This window comes from Paenibacillus solani, assembly GCF_050475945.1.
Lineage (GTDB): Bacteria > Bacillota > Bacilli > Paenibacillales > Paenibacillaceae > Paenibacillus_AQ > Paenibacillus_AQ solani_A.
This window is the reverse complement of the sequence record NZ_JBCMXJ010000015.1, coordinates 236,784-260,378: the sequence shown is the minus strand read 5'-3', so window position 1 is coordinate 260,378 and position 23,595 is coordinate 236,784. Positions and strand designations below refer to the sequence as shown.

Here is a 23,595-nt window from a genome sequence, read left to right as displayed (position 1 = left end):
TTCTCTTCGAAGGTTCAAATATACTGACGAGTCGAAAATACAAAAAGTTTGGCATTTAATATCCAAAAAATAAATCTGAAACGATTTCATCCTTGCATTTGTAAAAAAAGAACCCGCTCCAGAAACAGGAGCGGGTTCAAGGTTATTCCATTGCAGCGTTAAAGTGTCAGGCTGCTCCATTACATGATCTATGGTATATCATTCCAATGAGCTGTTGGCCACGGATAGTGGCCGCCGGAGCGGGGTATTGCCCGTTTTCTCTCTTCATCCTGCCTTAAGCTGCTACGTCATTAGCTGAAAACTACCGTTTTATTGTTATGCACCAGAATTCGATCCTCAACATGCCATTTAACTGCTCTCGCCAGCACCACGCGCTCGATGGTCCGGCCAATTCGCTTCAGTTCGTTAACATCGTCCCGATGACTTACGCGCTGCACGTCCTGCTCAATAATCGGTCCGCCATCGAGCTCTTCAGTTACATAGTGTGCGGTCGCACCGATAATCTTCACGCCGCGGTTATAGGCTTGCGCATAAGGCTTGCCGCCCACAAAAGCCGGGAGGAAGGAGTGGTGGATGTTGATAATCCGGTTCCGATAATGCTCGATAAAGGTCGGTGAGATAATCTGCATATAACGCGCGAGAATGATCATATCAATATCATCACCGATGACGTCCAGTTGGCGTCTCTCTGCTTCAGGCTTCGTATTGGCCGTAACCGGAATATGGTGATAAGGAATACCAAATGACTCCACATATTCTTTCATGTCGAGGTGGTTGCTCACAACCAGTGCGATATCTGCATCCAGATCACCTGCCTGCCATTGCCACAGCAGCTCTACCAAACAATGATCTTCCTTCGAAACGAAAATCGCCAACCGCTTCTTGCGCGCGGCGTGATAGATATTCCATTCCATTTGGAATTGATCCGCCACTTTCCGGAAGGATTCCTCCAGTTTGGAAATCCTGGTGTTCAAATCCTCCAGATCAAATTCAACCCGCATAAAAAACATTCCGCCGTCGGGGTCGATCGTGTATTGATCAGACTGCACAATGTTTGCTCCATGCTCATGCAAGAAGCGGGAAACTGCCGCTACAATTCCTGGTCCATCCGGACAGGAAATCAGCATGCGGGCACGATTAGGGTACTGGCCTGCCGCTGATGACAAATCTTTCTTGATGTGTATTTCCATGATACTAGGTGATCCTCCTTATACTTCTACAATATACTTCAATAGTTTATGCTTACAGGCAACCTTTATAAATGCCTGACGAATACCTACATGAAACCCTGACGACAACCTACATGAAAGCCTAAAGACAACTTTCATAAAGGTTTGACGTCCACTTTTCAATAATTGGAGAGTGCCTCATCCAAAAAACCAAACTGCATTCTAGCTGAGGACACTCTCTATCATACTGCTTTACATTCAGACCGGAACTTAACTAAGTCTCATTCCAATGGAACCTATGCCGTCAGAGTAGCGCCTGACAACCAAGCAATCAAACGTTGATTGATCTGCTCTTCTGACAAGTCGGACAACAATCCTGCCGCTAAGACCATATCATACAAACGTTCCATCGGTTCTCTAGGGTCCGCTTTTTTGGCTTTGGCATCATTCTTCAGGAGCGTCCAGGTATCCAGCACGAAAGAACGGGAATCGATGCCTTCCTTATTAAAGAATGCGCCTAGCTCTTGTACTTGCTGAACAAAATCAGATCCGAAGCGCCCTTCCACATCACCACGCAGCAGTGCAATCTCGATCTCATACATCGGCCGCTGCTTCTTCGGATCTTTACCGATCCAAGGTGTCTCAAGAATGAATGGTCTGCCCTGCAGCTTTTCATGATGGACTACTCTTTGAATAGCTTCATACCCGATCCATCCGGTTCCAATCGGAGTGTGACGGTCTTTACCCGCTCCACGCGGATTCTTACTGTCATTCACGTGCACGACAGTTAATCTGTCGAGGCCGATCAATCGGTCGAATTGCTCAAGTACGCCGTCCAGATCATTCACAATGTCATATCCGGCATCATGGATATGGCAAGTATCAAGGCAAATTGCCAGACGGTCATTGTACTTCACCTTATCTATAATGGAAGCAATTTCTTCAAAGCTGCGGCCCATCTCAGTACCTTTGCCTGCCATGGTCTCAAGCGCAATCTTCACTTCAGTCTCATCCGTACCGCCAAGCACTTCATTGAGGCCTTCGGCAATTCGATCAATACCGTATTCCGCATCCTTATCGGTATAAGCGCCGGGATGGAGAACGATGTTCTTCACGCCGACCGCATGCGTTCGGCGAATTTCCTCTTGCAGAAAGCTCACGGCAAGCTCGTACGTGTTAGGCTTGTACGATCCGAGGTTGATAATGTATGGCGCATGGACCACAATCTCATCAATCCCGTTTTCCTGCATAGCCGCTCTGCCCTCTTCAATATACATGGATTCGATCGGCTTGCGGCGTGTATTTTGCGGAGCGCCGGTATATATCATGAACGAGCTGGACCCGTAAGACTTGGCCTCATTCGTTGCAGTCAGCAATCCCTTGTCTGAGAACGACACGTGGGAACCAATTTTTAACATGCTGTATCCCCCTTTTTTAACACACAATTACACCTATTTTAGCTTGTAAGTCGAAATAAATCTAGAAATGCGTTATAATTCTCGTGAAAGTGTCATGTGAAATAATCATTGAGGTGATATACAGATGCAGAGCACAGGAGCCGTTTTGGGTTATTTATCGTCCAGTGCACCGCCATCCTGGTTCATGTACTCCATTGCCTTCTGGGGATGGGTCATGCTCGGACTGATGGGGATTGGCGGATTTTTCATGTTCCGCAAGTTTCTCAAAGTGCTTCCCAAAGCAGATGGTAAATCAAAGCTCGATTGGCAAAATTACTGGGTAGAGCGAAGCCGCCCGCTATGGACCGATGAATCCAAAGCATTTCTGGACGAACTGGTGCAGCCTGTTCCAGGACCGTTCCGGGATATCGCCAAACACTCCATTGCAGCCGAAATCGGCAAAATCGCCGTCGAATCCGGCGCAACCGAAGTAACCCGGGATCACTGCATCAAAGGTTACATCGTGGCCACGCCGAAGCGGGATTACAAATTTCTGATGAATTTCCTCCAGAAGAAGGAAATCGACTACAAGCCTTATCAGCATTTAATTAACAAGTGATGACACAACCTAAATGGATCAATGGTTATTCTTCTCAATCTAATGACTGGACAACCGTATTGATCTCAAAAGTATTCCCCCTAGTCCTTGAGAGAGGATCAGGGGGATTTGTTTTTTAAAATACCGCTAAATTGAAAGGATATGAAAGCATCGTTTAAATAACCCAGCTATCGGAGGTATGTAAAACAAATGTAAAATTATTGTCGTGTCAGAAGACAATAATTTGAAAAATTGATGAGTCAGCAAAATAACATAGGTTAAGATCACAGAAAAATAAAAAACCGTGCCTCGATGCTTAACCGAGAAACGGTTGCTGCTTCTATTCAGATAGCCATTTTTCAAACTCACTAGTAGATTTAGCATTGATATTAAATGAAACTTCCTCATTAAATCTTTTTTTCAAATCTACCTTCATAATATAATCTTGAGGTTTCAAGATTTCATTATCGATTAGGAATATTCCTTGTTCCCCACCTTTAACGTAATATGTGTTTTCGACCTCCTGATCCCCTAAGAAAAGCAAATATGCTTTGCCGTGTTCAAGTACTGTCTCTTCATTAATTTGACCTACCTGAGTCACTATTATTTCCTCTTGTGGGTTTCCTTTATAAACTTTGTTTATTTGGATTACAGAGCCTACCGCAACTCTAGAGGGCTCATGTTGAGAAACAACCTCGCCTACAGCGATCACATATGCTGAATCTTTCATAGCTTCAAGGTCAGCATTGAAGTCTGAATAGGAAGCGTGAACAGATAGTGGTTTTTTTGGTGACGTTGGGGTTTCTGGTACTTCTGTTTTTGATCCTTGAGCAGTGGGCGGTTTTTCCTCTAATGTTGAAGTAACTTGTGTTGGTCGGAATAAAAATACTATTATGACTGCTATACCACATAAAAAAACTGCACTAGATAATATTATAGTTAACCGTTTTCTATTTGACACAAGACTCAACCCCTATAGATTACTCTTTAAGAATTAAGGATATCAATTGCAAAGTAAGTATAATAGACTGTTATAAGAAATATATACCAACAGACCCAGGAGGAAAGAAAGACATGAAGTTTAAAATCGCTGCGATTATAGTTCTATTATTTACATGCCTCGTACCAGCTGCAGTTGCGGCACCAGCCAATATCGTCAATGTAGATGGCGTTAAAGTGGGGATGCAAGCTCCTATTGTGCGAGACGGGGTAACCTTGGTACAATTCGCTCCTATATTCAAAAGCTTAGGTCTCTCCGTGAAGTGGGATTCTTCTAAACAGCAAATTACAGGAACTAAAAAAGGAATCAACCTGGTGCTGACCGTTGGCAATAAAAACGCCTATATAAACGGCTCTCGTGTGCTGCTCGAATCTCCGCCTGTATCAATTAACGGAAACATATTCGTTCCGCTACGCTTTATTAGCGAAGCCACTGGAGCAACTCTTGCCGTAAAAGGAAATACCATCAACATAACCAGTTACCAAGGAACAGAGCCGTTTGTACCAAAGCCTGCTCCGATTCCACCAGTCAAAACGAAAACCGACAAAATCCAAGAGGAATTGGAATCCAAATACTCGAATCTCTCCTCTGGGAAACTGCACCTGAACAAGTTAACTTATGGCGTCAGAGACGATTCGGATACAATCTCCATCGCTGTAGAAATTTCGGATGAACAAACGATGCAAAACATTATCGACGCCTTTGACAGCAAACCTTCAACAGGGCATCTGTTAACCAAGAACATTGCCGACCATGTACATAAAAAATACGGCTACAAAAATGTCTACGTATTTATCATTACCTTCTTTGCCAGTTCCTCTTACCCAAGCGGATACGATGCCCAGTATAATGTTTTCGTTCCCGAATACAATATGTATGTTACACGCTGGCCCTTATATGGAGGATCTTATAATTACTCGAAAAAGGTAGCTTACTGGTATTTTGACCCAACCGGCGATACGGAGTATATGATCTATTCTAGTTCGTTATAAATATTTCGAACGCACACTTCAATAATAATAGAACGAACCCCCGGGTATTAGGGCAGGATTGCTGCCTTAATACCCGGGGGTTCCGCTTCTCAATGACATGCCATATACGTAACATATCTAAGCCGTTCTGCATGTAATCCTTTAGTGGTACGCAAAAGAAGATGAACTCATTGCGTAGTGCCCTAGTGATACTATGCTTTAATTATAAGAACGTAGGTTTACCATATGCCGCTTTTTACGAAAATATCATAATATGTATATACCCCATTACTATAAACTCTAAGTTTTGCGCTTCCCGGCTTGATTCCTCTAATCGTCGACGGATATGTTACAGCTATTACATTCTGTATATTATCAACCATGGAGATTGTACCACTAAAGGTGTGGTTTTCACCGACGCGCAAGACCAAATTTTCGGAAGCATACGGAGATACAGAATTTGTATCAACAGGTGCAGCACTCGCACTCACACTTCCAAATAACATTGATACCCCTATTAGAGCACCCATTGTTAAAGATTTGATATTCATAATACATTACCTCCTTTTATTGGTATAATTTAACATTAACATAATATGGAATATAACTCCTGAGGACTTGGTCTCATTTTAATCTTGAATTGCTTGTTGTTATATAAGGGATAATGTCGCTTAACCAAATAATGAAGCGACAAATTTTAGATGCTCTCCGCATATATATAAATCTGCTGGAATAAAGTGATAGGTAATCATAGGTTGTATTTGATCATTCAATCCCCGAAAGTTCGTAAATAAAGATAGGTGGCTAGGACTAATAATGAAGCACTATATGCCTCTCTCCTACATCTCCTCTCCTTTCAGAACTTAAGATAAGAATCATAAAGAACATTTTAGCCAGTTATTCCAAATAGATACACAATAATCCCTATTAGCAAAGGTCCTATCACTAAAAACCCGAATATCAGAGCAATAACTTTTAGAGTACCTGATAACCCCTTTGACGAGTTTAAGGTATCTAGTTTATTATTTATTTCTTTTAACTCTCTCAATATTTCTCTATTTAGTTCTTCTGACACATCAAATTCCTCCTTATATTAATAAATACAAAGTTAGTCATATTATAGTTAATGTGTATACTTTACTATAAGTATTACCCCAAATGTTTCCAGTGTCCTATTAAAAACAAGAAAAAAACCAAAGGCGAGCCCTAAAGATCCAGGAACGCCATTGGTTTTTTTCTACAATAATTCAATTTTCTCTGAGACCATTGAATATTAGCTAGGAAAACAATTAATCCTCTTTCTTCTACCGTATAATTGTTCGTTAAAATAAACTCCTCCGCAGAGTAAACGACCATCCCGCAATAATAAAGACATCCCCCTCCAAAAGAGGGTTTTCTTTCTCAAAAGTTTCCCCCTAGTCCTCGAGAGAGGGTCAGGGGGATTTGTTTTATAAATTTCGTTTAATTAAAAGGATACAAAAGCAGCATTTTAAACCTCTGCTATCTTTTTCTCTAAATAAATGTAAATTATTGTCGTATCATAAGACAATAACGTGAAAAAATTGATGAGTGAGCAAAATAACAATGTTAGGATTACAAAAAAATAAAACCGTTCCTCGATGCTTAACCGAGAAACGGCTGCTGCTTCTATTCAGATAGCCATTTTTCAAACTCACTGGTAGATTTAGCATTGATATTAAATACGTCTTCTTCATTGAACTTTGTTTCAAACTCTTCCTTCATAATGATATCTTGTGGTCTTAATATTTCATTATCGATTAGAAATATCCCTTGTTCCCCGCCTTTAGTGTAATACTGGCCTTCTATATTCTGAGATGCCATGAAGAACAAGTAAGTTTTGTTTGGTTCAATTACTGTTTCTTCATTGATCTGTCCAAATTGAAATACTACTATTTCGTCTGACTGCTCACCCCTGAAAACTTTAATTACTCGAATTACAGACCCAACGGTAGCTCTGGAGGGTTCATACTGTGATATGACTTCGCCCACAACTATCAAATCTGATTCATCTCTCATTTCTTTAATGTCATAAGTGTAGTCTAGCATTGTAGCATGAACAGAAAGTGGTTTTTTAGGTGGAGTTGGAGAACCTGGTTCTTCTGTTATTGATCCTTTGAGCAATGAGCGGTTTTTCCTCTAGAGTTGAAGTGACTTGTGCTGGTCGGAATGAAAATATTATGACTGCTATACCACATAAAAAAACTGCACTAGACAATATTATGCTAAACCGTTGTCTATTTGACATTAGACTCAACTCCTATAGATTAATATACTATTGGCGGATTTTTCATGTTACGCAAGTTTCTCAAAGTACTTCCCAAGGCAGATGGAAAATCAAAGCTCGATTGGCAAAATTACCGGGTAGAGCGAAGCCGTCTGCTATGACCGATGAATCCAAAACATTTCTGAATGAACTGGTGTAGCCTGTGCTAGGACCGTTCCGTGATATCGCCAAACACTCCATTGCAACCGAAATCGGCAAAATCGCCGTCGAATCCGGTGCAACCGAAGTAACCCGGGATCACTGCATCAAAGGTTACATCGTGGCCACGCCTAAAGCGGGATTACAAATTCCTGATGAATTTCCTCCAGATGAAGGAAATCGACTACAAGCCTTATCAGCATTTAATTAATAAGTGACATTTTCTGGCCCCCTTCAATAATAGTAAAGGGGGCTTTTGATGTCTTTTTATGTTCCTAAAACTTCTCAGTTTCCTCATATCATTTGTAACCTTCTTCTTTCATATAACCCCCATTAATAGTATTAGTTTTGAACAACTGGGAGATTTATACATTCCCATACAAATTTATAATCTATGTTTGATTGGATAGTTTTTTAGTCTCATAACGACATAAAAACGAGGAATATATTAAAATATAAGGATAATTATATTATTTATTCCATCTAAAGCGCTTTTATGGTATATTATTACATGTATATCGTGTTATGATTTGAATATCCGGCCGGATTTCAAATAAATCACTTTTTTTAGGAGGATTTAACCTTGATTAAAAATAAGAAAATGATTAGTCTATTCTTATCCTTGATATTGTTGTTTTCAGTTGTTGCCCCGGCGTATGCTCAATCCGAAGAATGTGATTGTGAATCTACAGTTGTCTACACTAATGCCGAAAATGGAATGTCGGTTGTTGAAGTGAAAAATAATAATGACGGCAATACTCATTATGCTACAGTTTCTTCAACAATTAGTATAAATAGTGAGGATAATCTCGCTCTTCTAGCAAATAATAATGAATCTATTGTTGTAGAAAGAACATATTTCCAATTTGAGAAAAATCTCGAAGAAGCTATAGAGAGTGCTAATTCTGCTCCTGTACAGGGGGAGATCGGGATTAAGAGTGGATTTTGGAAAGGTAGTAAAATCGAAAAAATTTGGAGTGCAGTCAAGGGGTTTGGCTATAAGGTTTATATAGCTGCCGGTGATGCAAGCTATATCTTAGGAATAGGAGTAGCTGCCGTAGGTGCATTATTTGGAATACTAGCATACAAAGCTATAATTACAGCGGGTTTTGCTGCTGCGATTACTGCAATTGTTACCGGATTGATACTCACTGCTTATCAGACAGTAAGAGATGAAGATATGTCCGTCACATTTGAGATGTATGAAGTCGACCTCGTGAAATCCATAGTTTGTCTAACTGTTGGTAAAGAAGTAGGAAAAACAACAGTGAAAAATATTCTGATGCATTTCTTCTGGCCGCGTGACCTGCCAACAAAATGCTTTTAAGTTATGATGAAGACTATGAATAAGGGAGCCAACTATGAAGGCACTGCTACGTACTCTTCCAGTATTAATATTGATTATTTTAGCTATGGTTTGTATATTTTGGATTCCTAATTTTTTTAAGAGTTGGGGCTTATCATCAAAGGGTATACTGTCTGTTCAACTAATCATTCTTGGGACATATTTGGTTGGTTATTTCACTTCTGAGATTAGATCATATTTAATTAAAAAATCAAATTAGCTTGTTTAGAAAGGGATCATCAAAACGATGATCCCTTTTTCCTAGTACTTGGTGTTTAAATAATATCAAGGATTTATTTATCACTTACCCTTCCATAAGATAAAAATCCACTATAGACTATAAACCTATATCACCAAGACATTCGGTTGGATATCTCGAATGCAAATTAAACATCAATCACATATAGATCCGAATCTGCGAAGTTTTGTCATTATCCGTAGATTTCGGGAAGTATATATGTATAGACAACCATGCTATTGGAGTTGCGTTCAACTTTTCCCTTTCGCAAGGTAATTTATAATATCCTGATACGCGATGCTTGAAAAATTCTATAATATAAGATAATCTCGCGTTCTCAATAAACCCATAGACCTAGGAGTTCCTCAATGGTAGAATTTAGTTAATATTTCTAAGAGAGGAATAATCTATGAAAAAGGCCGTAATCGGGTTTATATGTGGGGCAGTGTTTTTTTCAGGGGTATCTTATGCAGCATCAGGCAAGTTAACCGCCACGAAAGCAAGTTATAAGGTGTATGTTAATGGAAAAGAACAAAACTTGAAGAACAAGCCGGTTGTTATTGATGGAATTACATACTTGCCCGTCAGAGAGGTTTCTAATGCTTTAGGATATAATTTAACGTTAAACAAAGGAAATATTATGCTAGATAATAGAATAACTGCTTCTGGCTCAAGCAAGACAACAAGTACTGGGGAATTTATCAGGTTAGATGAAAACATTGAATTAAAACTTAAAGTGGACAAGAACTATTATCCTTTAGTAACGGGAGCTGCATTGTTCGTACAGGGTGACACCATATATCACAATTTTGAAGCTTCATGATTAGATCTTCTCATCTCTATTGCTTCAAATGATTACATGATTTATGAATCTAGTAATGACGATCCTGATTTAGTGACAGCTCAGCACTATGCAAGCGAATATAAGTATCTTGATATCATAGAAAAACAAAAATCATACAAGCTTAAGAACCTGCAGAATAACAACACATATGATATTGTTCTCGATAAGCAGTCAAGCAAAGGCGTTGTATATAACGAAAAAACAAAAGGATATCTGGTTCCAATCAATGATGTGTTCAAAGCATTGGATCTGAAAATGGAAGCCAAGTATGAGCCCAAACAAGAGAGAGTGGCTTTGAATTTTAAATGATGTGACACCAAATGTCACCCAATACATATTGACTCATTGTTGAAGGGGATTTTTTTAGTATGTGAATTTCCCATTTACACACCTTGGTTATTAATTTCTAGATTAACCAAATTGGTTATCACTGGAGTAATCTAACTGCTGGTCAAGTGGTCAATTTGATTTGTATTAAACTACCCAGATTCAACTAGACATCGATTCTAAACTCAGAATCCTGTAAACACTCAATGAACCAAAAATTCAACACATATCTCATAGTCCAATTGTATTTTGCGAAAAAGTTCAAGCATCCCTTCTTCTGATAGAATAACCTCTTAATCCATAAACTGATTTCTAATACCATTTAAATAATAAATTTTTTCTAGAACCTCAGATATTGTGAATAGGCAAAGATGTTTTAGTCTGTCTATACACTCCGATAAATTTATAGTTCTCAAATTAGGATTTACTTCAAAAACGTTGTCTTTTTCATTTTTAAGAACCTTCTTCTGCGGACATAAATTTATCTATATAAAATTAAATATCTTCTTTCTGCCTGGGAATGTATTTAAGTGAATCTCTTTTCCCATGATTAAAAGAAAGAACGGCATCTTTTAAATTGTGTTCACGTTCTTGCTGATCTCAGGAAGTTTATTCATAGTTACTCAATCCCGTTTGTTAAAAGATCAATCTTTATCCTAAACATGTAGTTAGTGAACCAACCAACGAACCAGCAAGAACTCCACCAAGTCCAATCCAGGCAGGATCTAATTTGTTCAATTTACTTCTCCCTTTTATGAAATCATCACTTTATAACTAAAACTATTGACTCCAGCAATATAATGAAGGTCCATCTCATTTCTGATAGAGCTGCTTCTGAAAAATGTTGAAATAGACTGGAATATACAAACTTAGTCTCATTATAGTCAGTAGGTATATTTTACCATAAGCATCACGCCAAATGTTTCTATAGATCTAGTTAAAACAAGAAAAAGACCAAAAGCACTCCTAAATATCAAGGAGCGCCTTTAGTCTTTTCAACAATTATTCTGAGTTCATCTCTAAGCCCATTAAAAATGATTCCTGTTTCTTTTTTGGCCCCAAAGATATGCCTTACCTCTATCCAAGTATTTAAGCCACAGGCTCAGGCGAATTTATCTTTTTCGTTATATCCTCGTGAATTTCACGAATTCTCTTTAGTCTGCTTGGGCAAAGCTATAACCTATTGTTGCTCTTTCTTCAACACATGTGATCTCGACTTAATATTAACTCCGCCGCAGCGTAAACGACCATCCCGCAATAGTAAAGACATCCCCTTCCATCAGAGGATATTCTTTATATGGCACCATGGCCTCCCCCTTTAACACCGTACCATTTTTTGAACCCAGATCCTTTAATACGTATTCTCCGCCTTCACGCGAAAGCTCCACATGTGCTCGTGAAGTTCCCACTCCCTGAGCAACAAATTGGGCTACGTCAGGTGACCGACCGATGATGAAATGTGGCTGGTGCAGCTCAATCCGCTGAGGGGCGGGTGCATTCGGTTCGTTCAGCTCCAGATAGGCGCTTGGTGGACGCTGCCCTGCTGGACGAGCCGCTGGCTCTCCGCTTAGCAGCACAGTAGCTCCCCCGGCTCCAGAGGAAGAAAGCACCTCTGTACGTTGGGACAGCTGGGCGTAATAGTCCCCCTGTTCTTCCTCATAAGAAGCCGAGGCTGCAGCCTCACGTCCGGATGAATAATCATAACTTTGCGACGGTGCAGAATAACGTTCCTGCCTCTCAGGATGGGATGGAGGCTCAGGAACTTTCCATCTCCAGCTCTCCCTGCCCTCCTCCGGGTCTGGCTCAGACTTCCTTTGGTCTGTTCCTGGGTTGCCCGTTAGGAGTCCCGATAGAGGCTCAGCCTGAAAACGAGGGACCGGCTTCCACTTGGATTGCTCCTGCGAACCAAGCTCACTTGATTCAAACATCGGCAGTGAATCGCTCCACTCGTCGTTCCTGCGTGAGGGAAGGCGAAGCTTTCCTGTCCAGCCAAGGTAAGCTACTGCAGCTAGGAGGACCGTAATCCCAACCGACAACCCGAGCATCAGGGTATTCGGCTGATTCATATACAACAATCTCCAAGCCATAGCGGTTCCGAGCAAACATCCCAACAATATATAGGTGCGAACCGGCGAAGCTTTATCATCATCCGAGCCTTCCAGAGCACTATTATCTCCATCAGACGGCCACGCAGGAACTGAACCCGAGTAACTGCGGTCCGGATGAGAATCGTTATCTTCGTATCTAACCTTCTTCCCAAGCATTTCATTGGTACGTTCCGTCAAGCTTCGAATTAAGCTCTGTTTATCTGTATTGGCATCTTTCTCTGCATGGGGCACTGCTGCCCGAGTGTTAGCTGGCTCTGTAACTGCAGACGCGGGCTTGGAGAAGGTGATGTTTCTAGATTGGATCGCGTTACTCGGCAAACTTTCATTCATGCGTGCAGGCACTCCTGAATTTGCTTGATTAACGACACGGTGTTCATCACCATCTTCTCTCGCAAGCAGCTCAACAACCAGACTCTTGAATCCTTTAAGATTAAAGCTTGTATCGCTGCAAAAGGACATCAGCGCTTGGACACCTCCTCCCCGTAGCTCAGATACGGATGCAAGCAGCCTTGTCATTAACTCTTTGAGCAATATAGGGAGGTTTCTGCTGCCTTCATCGATGGCTGCTATTGGGACATAGGTCAAATGTAAAGTACCCAGATTCAATGAACCTTCGATAAATAGATAATCCTCATGAAGTATATAATTTTCCGGTTGCAGCATATACAACTTGCTATCGTCCAGAGCAGTCGCGATCTGCAGCAGCAATCCGAAATACTCGGTTAGTGTCATGCGCTCACTTTTTAATGCCTGAGACAGCATTTTCTTGCCGGTAATGTCATATTCCAGTGTTACTCTAAAATCGACTTCTTTTATATGCAGCCTCAGAAGATGAGGAATCTTTGAAGAACGGATCATACCAAGCTGTACATGATTCAAATCGGTGGATGGGATACCCTCAGGGCGATCCATCACCATGATTGTTCCACCGTTCTGCTTAAAATCCGCTTTTAATCCGAACATAAGCGTCTCCCCCTACCCATGCAGTACTATATAAGTGCTGATTACACCAGGAAGGACGGCAATCATAAATGGAAATCGCAAATGTTCCTCCTGATGGTTACGCCATGGCAACCCGCTCTTGAAGATAAAGACCCCCACGATGCTGCCAGCAAGTTTGCGCAGTCGCTTTATAGCCTCCCGCCGCCACAGCAGTATTAACAGACCAATAACTCCCGCAAATAGAACCGAATACATGATTCCCTGTACGGTAAACCATAGACCGGTCCAAGCACCGATCCCTCCGAACAATTTCACATCACCTGCTCCCACAGCCCCTATAAAGTACATAAGCAATAGGATGAGGAAACCCGCGCCAAGCCCCTTTAATGAAAAGAACAAGCCTTCCCATCCGTTCACAATACTATGATAGATCAGACCGGACAGCATTGCTGAAACGGTTAAGACATTCGGTATTCTCATCGATCGAAGGTCTGTGAAGAAGGCTGCAATCAGATAAACGGCACAAACAATAAATGCAACGGCCATACGATATCAAAACTCCCTTGCTGAGACTATTCGCAGGAATAACCAATAGAATTTGCTTATTAGATACACCCAGACACCCATCCTGATCATCCTCCATGTTACCCAATAGTCTTATGCTTTACGGGTGTTCAAGCTGTCTATTGAGTTTGAACCTCTAACACACACATAGTGCTGCACCCGAGACTATGTTTTTCATAGCTCAACCATCAGACCGCGCAACCACGGTAAACGGTACTTCGATCCGCTCCCCGTCCGTTGTCTCAACAACAAACAGCCACGTACCGGGAGTTGTATTGAATCCTACATTCCATTCCCAGTCGATATATCCATTCTCGTCTGCCGTCTTCCATCCCAAGTATTTCGCTGTGCTCTGACCGCTCTTATAATAGACTGACAATTGAGCACTACTGCCCGGCTCTACCTTCACTTTTACCGAAGCCTGTTTACTAGCGACCGCCGGATTCGGCTTCTCTAGCAGCTCGATAGCCCCGTTCGTCTCATCGTCTGTTCCTGAGCCCGCCCCTCCTTCGCCGGTATCGCCAATCCATAATCGTTCTTGTGCCTTCGCCTGCAGCACAATACGCTTATTCAAGAAAGGAACCCGGATCGGAAGCGCGTAATTCACCTCTATACCAAAATATGGGCTAGCCCCGCTCTTCAGATTTGGAATGCGTACATTAGACACATGAATTCTGTCATAGTCCAGGAGATTGCCAGGCATAAACGGTTTCAGCACAGGCTTAAGCACCGGGTCCAATACTGCTTCTATGGTTTGATTCTTGAGCTGCTGCAGCGGTTCCTCACCAGAGGCGACTGCGTCCCTAACCCATTCATTAACAGGAGCAGGAAGTGAATCACTATACTTAGATACCCAGTCAGCGAGCGACAACTGCGGAATCTCCCAATGGGATGTGCTTGGCTCCCCTGTTCCGCTATCATCGGAATTGGCTTGTACTGCAAGAGAAATAGGGTACATATGGGCCGCCACAGTTTTGACAGTATCCGAAACCGTACTTTGGAGTGCAGTGGATATTAGTGTCATCTGCACGATATATATGAGAAATATGACAAAAAACATAAACATCGGCAGCACCAGAGCTGCTTCAACTATCATGCTTCCTTGTTCGGATGCTCTGCTCTTACGATATGGCTGCTGTATTCCTGACAATCGTCTCATACGAGTAACCCCTAATCCTAATAAGAGAAATCGGCATGGCGCTTTACCAAGTAACGATTCCCCTGTACTTCATCCCCATCGTTTCCAAATACAACACCGATCGCTTTTGTCACCCCTGGTAAAAACCATAATCGCATCGCCGTGCTGACTTCCCCAGAAGCGTAAGTGTATCGTTCAGCGGGATTAATGCCGGTGTTCAGTCGAATTAGCGCCAACATACGAGACATCTTCTTCTCGTTATTGCTGTGAATGAACATAAATATCCGTAAATGATCCCTGTAAGTTAACTCAACGGGAACATACTTGGATAACTGAACACTCCCCTTCTGACACAACCGAATCATGTCCTCTATCGCCTTCTCAATCCCGTACAGTATTGCTGCTGCCAAAATCGCCAATGGATTTCCGAGTTTGCTATTAACGATGAATCCTTCCATCGTCCGAATCGCAAGCCTGGAAGCAAAAATCTCTGCATAGGCAGCCGCTATATTTCCGGCAGGATTATGGAACCCGTACAATATATACTCCACTTCCTGATTTTCAATGGAAAATTCTTCTATCATATTCCCGCCACTCTGGGAGCCGTCCGCGATTCCGGATAAATTCCCAATATCAAAATGCTGAAAGTAATGAACCGCATACTCATTCTGAAACAGCTCATCCCTGACACCACCGAGCACGTTCCCCATAAATCCAAACATACCGTCCATATTATCCATCGCATTCTTGCCTGCATCGTACGGATCGTCGTCCATTGACTTCCCTTTATTCATGCTGTCCGCTTCAGCATTAAACTGAAGACTGTCATCATAGTACTGCTGAAGCTCACGAAACTCGTCCATAATAGCTTGATGATTCCCACCTAGCCCGTTGAGGCTCTCAATGACCTTGGTTGCCTCCTTCAGCTTCTGCTTAGCTTGTTTCTCCATCGCCTTTCGTTCCTTATCCGATGTGCGAAACTGCTCTAGGGCTGCCTGCTGCCGATCGATGATATTGCCGCTTCCAGACACCCCATAACTGGATATGAAGCCTTGCAATGAACGGCTTGCTTCAAGTATCGGCCCCTTCATTCCCTCTCCGCCCCATGAGGATTGAAGAGAAGAAACAGATTGGATAACTTGCTGAAAATACCTCTCCTGATTCTCAATCTCTTGCCTAAAGCCATTCAGGAGTCCATCATCGTGAATCAGCTTATCCGCTTGTTTACGAATGGATTGAATCATTTCCGCCTCTACAGCGGAAGAATCGGTTGATCCCGGTGTTACATCATTCGTGACCTGGTCATATCCTACGTTGGATGAACGATTCTCGGAGTCCTTAATGACCTGTTTCATCTCTTCATTCAGATCCCTGGCTTCTTCCCATAACTTATGAGCATCCGCAAGCAGCTTCTCGTTCTCCCTCTGGAGCTGGCTTGCCTCTCTCGAGATCTGCGAGCCCATGGAAGACATCGCGCTGCGGTAAGCTATCAGCAGCAGCGTATACTGTTTCTCCTTAGGAGGCCTGTCCGCATCCTCTTGTTCTTTGACCTTATAATCCTCGTACTGTGATGCCACGTCAGCAGCGCTGTAGACACTGCCACCTAGCGAAGTATCGGGGATGGACTGCCCTGGCGGATCCATGACCAGCTTTGATAACTTCATAGCATTAGCTCCAGCCTTACGCTGCTTTGCGAGCATCTCATCCAGCGCATCTTCCCGCTTGTCATACAATTTGCGAAGCTTTTTTAGGACATCTACCGTATTGGAAGCTTCCTTCATCCCTTGCGACATGGGCTTAAATTTGTTGACAAGCTCCAGCGTGAAGTCAATCGGTGCTTTATACTTCATATCCTCGATAATCTGCCGGTTGAAGATATCATAACTACCAAGCTGGCGCTGCAGTTCAAGGCCAGAGCTGTCAACTTCCAAGGCCATCAAAGAGAACGCATCGCTCCTGTTGCCCGGGTTCAAAGTTTCATTGAGCACATTGCCCATAATCAGATCACCACTGCTGTCTCCAAGAGCATATAATCCATATTCCTTCTGCAGCTGCGGATCATAGGCCGACATTACGGAACGTACAGCTGCTCTTGTCAGTCTTTCGCTCTGCACCTTCATCGCTGCTATGCGGGAAAAATCGATAAATACGGCTACAAACATGAATACAGCAGCCAAGGCGATAATCAAAAAAACAGAAACTGATCCATCCGACGACCGCTGCCAACTTCTCTTTCTCTTGACAGAACGTGCTCGTTCTCGTTTCAACATGACTATCGCAAACCTCCGAACTTTTGTAGAACTTCTCCTGCAGTAGCCTTATTCGTTCCATTTCCTCCGCCTTGAAATTTCGATCCGTAATATCGCATTAAATCCACAGTGCGAATAAACTCAACCGGATCTACCACGATGGACTGTGTATCTACCTTGATCTCGCCTCCGTTATCCAAGATACGGTTTAGCGGTGTTAGCGATACCTGCTCTTGCAATGACGTTGATACTTTTCGAATAAGCAGCTGATTCGTATAGCGCATCTCTCCCGCCATGCTTGAAGGAACAGCTGTACCTCCCTTGGACATCTTTAGTTCGGGCAGCTTTCCGTTGCCTTCCCCACCACCCGGCAAGGATATGGACCTGCTTCCGTCGCCACCCGCCAAACCGAATAGAAGTCCTAATACATGATCATCCGTTAACCGCCAATAAAGTGAATCATGAAGTCCCTGTTCTACAGAACCCGTTGCTGCCACCTTGTGGCTGTTATCCCAGCTATATGCCGCCCGCTCAGAGGCTGCAGCCGAAGCCTGGACCAGCATAGACTGCTGATAGATATACAAGCAGAGGAATAGAAACAGAACCGTCACCATCAACACGATAGGAAGTACCAGGGAGGCTTCGATCGTGAAGCTTCCCGAATCATCCTTCCATCTTCTCCGCATCCCTTTATTTAAGAAATTCTTGGCTTTTATTGTTGACATTATTAAAGAGTTTGGTTACCAAATCCGTAATCTGTGTTTTAAAAACTAACGCAATAATCAAAATAACAACAAGGATCAGAATCATCTCAAGTGTTCCAATCCCTCTCTCATCCTTCCAAAAAGCCTTCATTCCGTTCTTGATCATGGTCAACATCATATTCATACACCGATCCCTTCTACATATCCATCATCATAAATGCAGGCGCCCCGAGCAAAACAATCACGATCATAAAAATAACCACCATCGGCAGCACCAGCTTCGAGGAGGCCTGCTCTCCCCTTGTCCTGCCGATCGCCTTGCGCTTCTCCCACAACACACGGGACAGATCACGCAGTGCCAACACAAAATCGTTTCCGCCGCGGCGAAAATTAAGCAGCACGGTTGTTGTAAATATCGAGACTTCCTGTATGCCGCACCGTTTATTAAACTGCTCGAAGGCTTGCTGGAACGGATGCCCGCCTTCCCATTCAAGCACCATCCTCTTAAGCTCTATATACAATGGATGATTCATATTCTCATTCCGCTCTACACAATGAATGACTGCCCGCTGCACCGTCTCTCCGGCTCCGACAAGCAGCACCATCTTGTTTAAAAGCTCGGGCAGCTCCAGAATAATATCTTGCTCCCGCAGCATCACCTTTTTGTGAAGATCCTTGGTCAACGCAACGGGAAGCAATACGCCTAAGCCTAAACCTCCTATAAGGCCCGTGCCATCTCCTGACACCAACGACCATACAGAACCCCCTATCAAAATAAGCCATGTATATCCGAGTGCTTCCGCCATAAACAACAAGGTCATCTCTGCACTGTGCCGCAATCCATGGATCTTCTGAATCGAGGCCTGCATCCGATAAAAGACAATCGGCAACCGCATGGGGACCTTCCCCCGTTCCAAGAGGAACAACAAGGGCGGCGCCACTTTCTGCAGTCTCAGCCCTTCCATTGATAACGTCGCAAGACGATGGTATCGTTCGCCGCACGCATAATTCAGCACCACCCAACCACCCACAAGCAGAACCAGCAGCGCGCCGGATATCCACGTCAGCATGCCGTTTCACCTCCTCACACTTTGATATTCATCATTTTGTTGATCCACAAGAAGCACCCACCTAGTGCTGCCAGTGCGATTGTAGAGATAACAATTCCTGCGCCGCTGTACATAGGCTCCATGTAATCGGGAGACGTCATATTCATAAACAGCAGCAGAAGGAACGGCGCGGCAAGCAGCGCTTTGGATTCGAACCGCTTCTGGGCAATCATGACGGATATCTCCTGCTGGATATCCAGCTTCTCACCGATAATAGAGGAGGTTCTGCGCACGACTTCAACCAAATCGCCACCTGTCCGTTTACAAGTCGAGAACACATCCGCAAAGTTGGAGATATCCTCCATCCCTGCCCTCCGGGCGAAATCCTGCAGCGCCAATTCGATTGGCTCACCGTATTCCAAGCGGGACACAATGACTTTAAGCTCAAAGATTAAATCGCTATTACCTCCGGGATCGAGAAGCAGCAGATCCTGAACAGCATCCCTGAACCCGTTCTCTACCGACCGCCCAGCTGACAAGGAAGAGGACAGGGAATACAACGCTTGCTTAAAGTGAAGATTGAGCGTGTTACGTCTGCGTTTCAACATGAACTGCCGCCAAAACTTGGGAACTATCAAACCTCCGGCTCCCAGCAACAGGGACAAGATCACGTGATGATAAAACAGGTAACCGATGAAAAAAAACAGTAGACCGCCAACGATTATGCATCCGGTTCTCTGACCCATCGAAAAGTGATATACACTGTAATCAGGTAAGGTGTGTGTACGGACTGCAGCAGTAGACTCGGCCTGCCTGTCTCCCTTTCTTTCCTTCACCGCCCGCTCCCTCCGATTTCGCTTTGGAATCAAGGCTGAACTCTGGGATCGTTTCATCCCGTCACCTCCGTTATCTTCTGCAGCGGCCATGCTGTAATCCCGGCCATATGAAGCTTGTCCACGGATTGGAGCGGATTGCCACAGGGTTCCAGGCGTCCGATCACACGTCCGCCTGACTCGCCTGATTCCCGGAAACGATACAGTCGATTCAGCAGTACCTCGCCGTCCTGCATTCCGATCACTTCGCTAATTTCTGTTACTCGCCGCGACCGATCGCGAAGCCGGGATAAATGAACAAATATATCAATTGCCGAACTAATCTGCTGACGGACGACGCTAATCGGGAGATCCGCCCCGCTCAGCACCATTGTCTCCAAGCGGCTTATCATATCCTGAGTGCTGTTCGCATGGCCGGTCGATAAACTCCCGTCATGTCCCGTATTCATCGCCTGCAGCATATCCAACGCCTCGCTGCCCCGCACCTCACCTACCACGATTCGATTGGGACGCATCCGCAATGAAGAACGGATAAGGTCGCGTATCGCGATTTCCCCCCGGCCCTCGGTGTTGGCATTACGGGTCTCCAAAGACACGAGATTCGGGACAGTAACGATCTTCAGTTCAGCCGAATCCTCAATCGTAATGACACGTTCATCTGGAGGAATATACTGTGACAAGGCGTTCAAGAAGGTTGTCTTTCCTGAACCTGTTCCGCCTCCTATAAAAATGTTGTACTTCCCTTTGACCAAGATACGAAGCTGTTCAGCCGCCTCTTCCGTCAAGGCTTCCCTCCTAACCAAATCATCCATCGTCATCGGCGATTCCGGAAACTTCCGAATCGTCATGGTCGGTCCCTTCAGCGCTATAGGAGGAAGCACGATATTAACCCGGGAACCGTCCTTTAATCTGGCATCCACGATGGGTGTTGATTCATTCACCACACGGTTTACCGTACCGACAATGCTCTGTATGATATCTTCCAAGCGGTTCTGGGACTCAAATTGGAGTGGCAGCTTCTGAACCTCGCCATCTTGCTCAATGAATATATCCTCATGGCTGTTAATCATAATTTCCGTAATCCTGGGGTTATCCACCAGAGGTTGGAGCACATCCAGCCCGCGAAAAGAATCATATACCCGGCGCACCAGCCTTCGCTTCTCTGTCGCCGTCAGCTCCATAAGCTCGCGTCTTCTCCACACCATCTCCTCAATGCGGACCATCAATTCCGAGTTGGAAATGCTGGCACTCATATCAAGCTCGGAGCGCACCTGATCACGAACCGACCTGAACGGATCTTCCATCATCACTGCCCACCACCCGCTTGTACCGCCATGATACCCGCGCCCTCCAGCAGCTGCCGGCAGAGCTTCAACACCTCTCTCTGATAGATTGGAGAGGACAACAGTAGTTCTTCTTGATGGAGCTGCTTCCATGAAGGTATATAGGGCAGTACGCCGTCGATGCTGATATCTTTACGGGGGAAGCTGTTCACAAGCTGGCCTGTAAAACGATTGACAATGAATGTGCTCCGTTTTCTTACGCTTTCCAAAAGAGCAGGGTGCCTCTGTTCCAATTGATCGACCCATACACCGCTTTTATGTATGCTAATAAGGTCATCCAATAGCACCCAAATCAGCAGTCCCGCCTGTTCGAGAACGGCTTGCATTCGCTCCCCCATATACTCTTCCGTATCCACCACGATGACATCGTAATGATTGGAAGAAACAAGAGAGTTCAACAACAATGCCGTGTCCTCCCGGGTCATCTCCGCCATTTCCTTCACATTGAAATTGGGCTCAAAGGAATCACACTTCAGGCCATGATGCCGGATAATATATGAGGTTACCGACAACTCGCTCCCTGATATCGGTTCTTGAGCGGCCTTCATGTCGTACAGCAATCTTGAGAAGCTTCCCTCCATACCTACAGAACCGGAAAGAAACAAGGCGCTGCTGTTCACGGTCTCCAAATTAAGATAGAAAACCCTCAAACCCAGAACACCCAGCTGCTTCGCCATGTTCATCGCTATGGTCGATTTCCCGCTTCCGCCCAGTGGAGAAACAATGCCGAGTATCGGTGTGCTGCCGGCATTCAGCTTCTCAGCGGCCCCCCCGCTTCGCTTGCAGTGGCTGAGTATGACATCCAGAAGCTGAGGCAGCGGCTGATACTTGGGGGTACTATTACCACCTTCCATAGAAGAGATAGCTGTATTGCCTTCACTTAAATGCAGCCAAGGGATGGAGACTTCCCCACGGGCGAGCCAACATTCCAGCATTTCCGTATCACCTACGACCAAATTCGGTACTTCTCCCGTTTCCATATAACGAAGGAACGAATCCGTACGCGTAAATGCAATCACTTGCAGAGCCGTACCGTAAGAGCTTCCATGCACATAATTCAGCAGCGGTTCAACATACCGGGAATCCTGCACTGCCAGCACAAGTCGGGCCGGTATCATATGGCCAATCCCTCTCTTCTGTAGCAACGACAAAAAAGCACCGTCAAAGCCGCATAAATGCGGTCAATGAACGGTGCTTCCGTTGCCTGTTATAATTTGACATTAGAATATCACAGTTGCAGATGAACAGCAAGATTTTATTTTTATATATAGATAGCCCTTAATCACTATTGTCAAAACAAGGATATATGCCCTACTATATAGAATTAGAACTAATGTTCTCTATATAGAAACTTCTTATATAGATGTAACTTATAAACTCCTAAACCAATTAAAACAATACTTCCAAGCTCAGGAGAGTGACAACAAGTGAACAAACGTATGTTATCCGTCATGCTGACTGCCTTGCTGCTATTATCAGGCTGCAGCCAGCCGCTGATGTCCCCGGCGACATCAAGCGATGATACCCCAACAACCGTTACAGCCCCTGCCAAGACAAATACCGATAAGGCGAATTCCAAACAAACGACCTATCCCACCGATGATCTGAATCTTCCGCGAGTACCCGTAGAACTGGTGAAATCCATTGACGGAGATACCATTAGCGTGATGTTCGAGGGCAAAAAGGAAAATGTTCGCATGCTTCTGATCGATACACCTGAGACAAGCCATCCAAAACTGGGTGTACAGCCATTCGGGCCTGAGGCGAAATCATATACCAAAGAGCTCGTCGAACAGGCTAAGAAGCTTGAATTGGAGTTTGATATCGGTCCAAACCGCGACAAATACTCCAGGCTGCTTGCCTACGTGTATGCCGACGGAAAGATGGTCCAGGAATCATTGCTTGAACAGGGACTTGCACGCGTAGCCTACATCTATCCTCCCAACACCCGTTATGTGGACAAGTTTGACGATTTGCAGCGAATCAGCCGCAACAAGGCTATCGGCATATGGAGTGTAGAGAACTACGCCCAGGAAGACGGATTCCATCCGGAAGAACACGAAGGAGCCATTGGAAGCAATAGTACAACCGCAAGCAAGGTCCCGGCTGAGAAGCCTCAGAAACAAAAGCAAGGCTGCGATATTAAAGGCAATATCAACTCCAAAGGTGAAAAAATCTACCACACGCCCGACTCCCCATATTATGAGCGTACCAAGCAAGAACAGTGGTTCTGCAGTGAAAAAGAAGCCGTGCAGGCCGGTTTCCGGGCACCGCTTAAGTAAAATTGTATATATGAAATGAACGCATATGTTCATCTTATATAAATTTGAGCC

21 protein-coding genes and 1 pseudogene are annotated in these 23,595 nt (G+C 44.0%); 6 read left to right on the top strand and 16 right to left on the bottom strand.

Features of this window, described 5'->3' with window-relative positions:
- Positions 1-290: 290 nt before the first annotated feature.
- Together purU and ABEQ74_RS16155 are read right to left on the bottom strand one after the other, a co-directional pair.
- Positions 291-1,190, bottom strand: a complete 900-nt coding sequence (purU, locus tag ABEQ74_RS16160; RefSeq protein WP_430123160.1) for a formyltetrahydrofolate deformylase — start codon at positions 1,188-1,190, stop codon at positions 291-293.
- 275 nt (positions 1,191-1,465) lie between these two features.
- The gene (locus ABEQ74_RS16155; protein WP_430123159.1) at positions 1,466-2,587 is read right to left on the bottom strand and encodes a deoxyribonuclease IV; all 1,122 of its coding nucleotides are present in this window, start codon (positions 2,585-2,587) and stop codon (positions 1,466-1,468) included.
- 124 nt (positions 2,588-2,711) lie between these two features.
- Between ABEQ74_RS16155 and ABEQ74_RS16150 the strand changes: the two genes are divergently transcribed.
- A complete protein-coding gene (locus ABEQ74_RS16150; RefSeq protein ID WP_430123158.1) occupies positions 2,712-3,185 on the top strand; it encodes a DUF2621 domain-containing protein in 474 nt (157 codons plus the stop codon).
- Between the two features lie 319 nt (positions 3,186-3,504).
- Here the strand turns inward: ABEQ74_RS16150 and ABEQ74_RS16145 are convergent, their stop codons facing one another.
- Positions 3,505-4,125, bottom strand: a complete 621-nt coding sequence (locus tag ABEQ74_RS16145) for a hypothetical protein (RefSeq protein ID WP_430123157.1) — start codon at positions 4,123-4,125, stop codon at positions 3,505-3,507.
- A 113-nt stretch (positions 4,126-4,238) separates the two neighbouring features.
- Between ABEQ74_RS16145 and ABEQ74_RS16140 the strand changes: the two genes are divergently transcribed.
- On the top strand, positions 4,239-5,156 hold the full coding sequence (locus ABEQ74_RS16140; protein ID WP_430123156.1) for a copper amine oxidase N-terminal domain-containing protein: 918 nt from the start codon (positions 4,239-4,241) through the stop codon (positions 5,154-5,156).
- A gap of 218 nt (positions 5,157-5,374) precedes the next feature.
- On the opposite strand, the gene ABEQ74_RS16135 is transcribed toward ABEQ74_RS16140, so the two are convergent.
- The 3 genes from ABEQ74_RS16135 to ABEQ74_RS16125 form a co-directional block, all read right to left on the bottom strand.
- Complete coding sequence (locus tag ABEQ74_RS16135) at positions 5,375-5,686, bottom strand: hypothetical protein (RefSeq protein ID WP_430123155.1); 312 nt, start codon at positions 5,684-5,686, stop codon at positions 5,375-5,377.
- 338 nt (positions 5,687-6,024) lie between these two features.
- Positions 6,025-6,210: a hypothetical protein gene (locus ABEQ74_RS16130; protein ID WP_430123154.1), complete on the bottom strand. Its 186-nt coding sequence runs from the start codon at positions 6,208-6,210 to the stop codon at positions 6,025-6,027.
- 572 nt (positions 6,211-6,782) lie between these two features.
- Positions 6,783-7,277, bottom strand: a complete 495-nt coding sequence (locus ABEQ74_RS16125) for a hypothetical protein (protein WP_430123153.1) — start codon at positions 7,275-7,277, stop codon at positions 6,783-6,785.
- 153 nt (positions 7,278-7,430) lie between these two features.
- On the opposite strand from ABEQ74_RS16125, the pseudogene ABEQ74_RS16120 reads away from it, so the two are divergent.
- The 3 genes and pseudogenes from ABEQ74_RS16120 (at position 7,431) to ABEQ74_RS16110 (ending at position 9,984) form a co-directional block, all read left to right on the top strand.
- A pseudogene (locus tag ABEQ74_RS16120) lies at positions 7,431-7,796 on the top strand (DUF2621 family protein).
- Positions 7,797-8,161: 365 nt separating this feature from the next.
- The gene (locus tag ABEQ74_RS16115; RefSeq protein ID WP_430123152.1) at positions 8,162-8,905 is read left to right on the top strand and encodes a hypothetical protein; all 744 of its coding nucleotides are present in this window, start codon (positions 8,162-8,164) and stop codon (positions 8,903-8,905) included.
- A 665-nt stretch (positions 8,906-9,570) separates the two neighbouring features.
- Positions 9,571-9,984 carry a stalk domain-containing protein gene (locus tag ABEQ74_RS16110; protein WP_430123151.1) on the top strand — a complete coding sequence of 138 codons (414 nt, stop codon included), beginning with the start codon at positions 9,571-9,573 and terminating at the stop codon, positions 9,982-9,984.
- A gap of 1,571 nt (positions 9,985-11,555) precedes the next feature.
- Here ABEQ74_RS16110 and ABEQ74_RS16105 read toward each other — a convergent pair.
- From ABEQ74_RS16105 to ABEQ74_RS16060, 10 genes are all read right to left on the bottom strand, one after another.
- Positions 11,556-13,403, bottom strand: a complete 1,848-nt coding sequence (locus tag ABEQ74_RS16105) for a DUF6382 domain-containing protein (protein ID WP_430123150.1) — start codon at positions 13,401-13,403, stop codon at positions 11,556-11,558.
- A 12-nt stretch (positions 13,404-13,415) separates the two neighbouring features.
- Positions 13,416-13,928: an A24 family peptidase gene (locus ABEQ74_RS16100; protein ID WP_430123149.1), complete on the bottom strand. Its 513-nt coding sequence runs from the start codon at positions 13,926-13,928 to the stop codon at positions 13,416-13,418.
- A 199-nt stretch (positions 13,929-14,127) separates the two neighbouring features.
- Positions 14,128-15,105 (bottom strand): pilus assembly protein, encoded by a 978-nt coding sequence (locus tag ABEQ74_RS16095; protein ID WP_430123148.1) that lies wholly within the window; start codon positions 15,103-15,105, stop codon positions 14,128-14,130.
- Between the two features lie 17 nt (positions 15,106-15,122).
- Positions 15,123-17,354, bottom strand: coding sequence for a hypothetical protein (locus ABEQ74_RS16090; RefSeq protein WP_430123147.1), 2,232 nt, complete (start codon positions 17,352-17,354; stop codon positions 15,123-15,125).
- A gap of 2 nt (positions 17,355-17,356) precedes the next feature.
- Positions 17,357-18,019 (bottom strand): TadE/TadG family type IV pilus assembly protein, encoded by a 663-nt coding sequence (locus tag ABEQ74_RS16085; protein ID WP_430123146.1) that lies wholly within the window; start codon positions 18,017-18,019, stop codon positions 17,357-17,359.
- Positions 18,020-18,023: 4 nt separating this feature from the next.
- Positions 18,024-18,221: a Flp1 family type IVb pilin gene (locus ABEQ74_RS16080; protein WP_430123145.1), complete on the bottom strand. Its 198-nt coding sequence runs from the start codon at positions 18,219-18,221 to the stop codon at positions 18,024-18,026.
- Positions 18,222-18,234: 13 nt separating this feature from the next.
- Positions 18,235-19,107, bottom strand: a complete 873-nt coding sequence (locus ABEQ74_RS16075) for a type II secretion system F family protein (RefSeq protein ID WP_430123144.1) — start codon at positions 19,105-19,107, stop codon at positions 18,235-18,237.
- A 14-nt stretch (positions 19,108-19,121) separates the two neighbouring features.
- A complete protein-coding gene (locus ABEQ74_RS16070) occupies positions 19,122-19,979 on the bottom strand; it encodes a type II secretion system F family protein (RefSeq protein ID WP_430123143.1) in 858 nt (285 codons plus the stop codon).
- Positions 19,976-21,226, bottom strand: coding sequence for a CpaF family protein (locus ABEQ74_RS16065; RefSeq protein WP_430123142.1), 1,251 nt, complete (start codon positions 21,224-21,226; stop codon positions 19,976-19,978). The genes ABEQ74_RS16070 and ABEQ74_RS16065 overlap by 4 nt, the downstream gene beginning before the upstream one ends.
- On the bottom strand, positions 21,226-22,380 hold the full coding sequence (locus tag ABEQ74_RS16060) for a hypothetical protein (RefSeq protein ID WP_430123141.1): 1,155 nt from the start codon (positions 22,378-22,380) through the stop codon (positions 21,226-21,228). The genes ABEQ74_RS16065 and ABEQ74_RS16060 overlap by 1 nt, the downstream gene beginning before the upstream one ends.
- Before the next feature lie 378 nt (positions 22,381-22,758).
- On the opposite strand from ABEQ74_RS16060, the gene ABEQ74_RS16055 reads away from it, so the two are divergent.
- A complete protein-coding gene (locus ABEQ74_RS16055; RefSeq protein ID WP_430123591.1) occupies positions 22,759-23,544 on the top strand; it encodes a thermonuclease family protein in 786 nt (261 codons plus the stop codon).
- Positions 23,545-23,595 lie beyond the last annotated feature (51 nt).

What these genes read in the sequence shown, in the direction of transcription:
- purU (WP_430123160.1), bottom strand. Translation starts at nt 1,190, where the DNA reads ATGGAAATACACATCAAGAAAGATTTGTCATCAGCGGCAGGCCAGTAC.
- ABEQ74_RS16155 (WP_430123159.1), bottom strand. Translation starts at nt 2,587, where the DNA reads ATGTTAAAAATTGGTTCCCACGTGTCGTTCTCAGACAAGGGATTGCTG.
- ABEQ74_RS16150 (WP_430123158.1), top strand. Translation starts at nt 2,712, where the DNA reads ATGCAGAGCACAGGAGCCGTTTTGGGTTATTTATCGTCCAGTGCACCG.
- ABEQ74_RS16140 (WP_430123156.1), top strand. Translation starts at nt 4,239, where the DNA reads ATGAAGTTTAAAATCGCTGCGATTATAGTTCTATTATTTACATGCCTC.
- ABEQ74_RS16135 (WP_430123155.1), bottom strand. Translation starts at nt 5,686, where the DNA reads ATGAATATCAAATCTTTAACAATGGGTGCTCTAATAGGGGTATCAATG.
- ABEQ74_RS16110 (WP_430123151.1), top strand. Translation starts at nt 9,571, where the DNA reads ATGAAAAAGGCCGTAATCGGGTTTATATGTGGGGCAGTGTTTTTTTCA.
- ABEQ74_RS16105 (WP_430123150.1), bottom strand. Translation starts at nt 13,403, where the DNA reads ATGTTCGGATTAAAAGCGGATTTTAAGCAGAACGGTGGAACAATCATG.
- ABEQ74_RS16100 (WP_430123149.1), bottom strand. Translation starts at nt 13,928, where the DNA reads ATGGCCGTTGCATTTATTGTTTGTGCCGTTTATCTGATTGCAGCCTTC.
- ABEQ74_RS16095 (WP_430123148.1), bottom strand. Translation starts at nt 15,105, where the DNA reads ATGAGACGATTGTCAGGAATACAGCAGCCATATCGTAAGAGCAGAGCA.
- ABEQ74_RS16090 (WP_430123147.1), bottom strand. Translation starts at nt 17,354, where the DNA reads ATGTTGAAACGAGAACGAGCACGTTCTGTCAAGAGAAAGAGAAGTTGG.
- ABEQ74_RS16085 (WP_430123146.1), bottom strand. Translation starts at nt 18,019, where the DNA reads ATGCGGAGAAGATGGAAGGATGATTCGGGAAGCTTCACGATCGAAGCC.
- ABEQ74_RS16080 (WP_430123145.1), bottom strand. Translation starts at nt 18,221, where the DNA reads ATGAATATGATGTTGACCATGATCAAGAACGGAATGAAGGCTTTTTGG.
- ABEQ74_RS16075 (WP_430123144.1), bottom strand. Translation starts at nt 19,107, where the DNA reads ATGCTGACGTGGATATCCGGCGCGCTGCTGGTTCTGCTTGTGGGTGGT.
- ABEQ74_RS16070 (WP_430123143.1), bottom strand. Translation starts at nt 19,979, where the DNA reads ATGAAACGATCCCAGAGTTCAGCCTTGATTCCAAAGCGAAATCGGAGG.
- ABEQ74_RS16065 (WP_430123142.1), bottom strand. Translation starts at nt 21,226, where the DNA reads ATGATGGAAGATCCGTTCAGGTCGGTTCGTGATCAGGTGCGCTCCGAG.
- ABEQ74_RS16060 (WP_430123141.1), bottom strand. Translation starts at nt 22,380, where the DNA reads ATGATACCGGCCCGACTTGTGCTGGCAGTGCAGGATTCCCGGTATGTT.
- ABEQ74_RS16055 (WP_430123591.1), top strand. Translation starts at nt 22,759, where the DNA reads ATGTCCCCGGCGACATCAAGCGATGATACCCCAACAACCGTTACAGCC.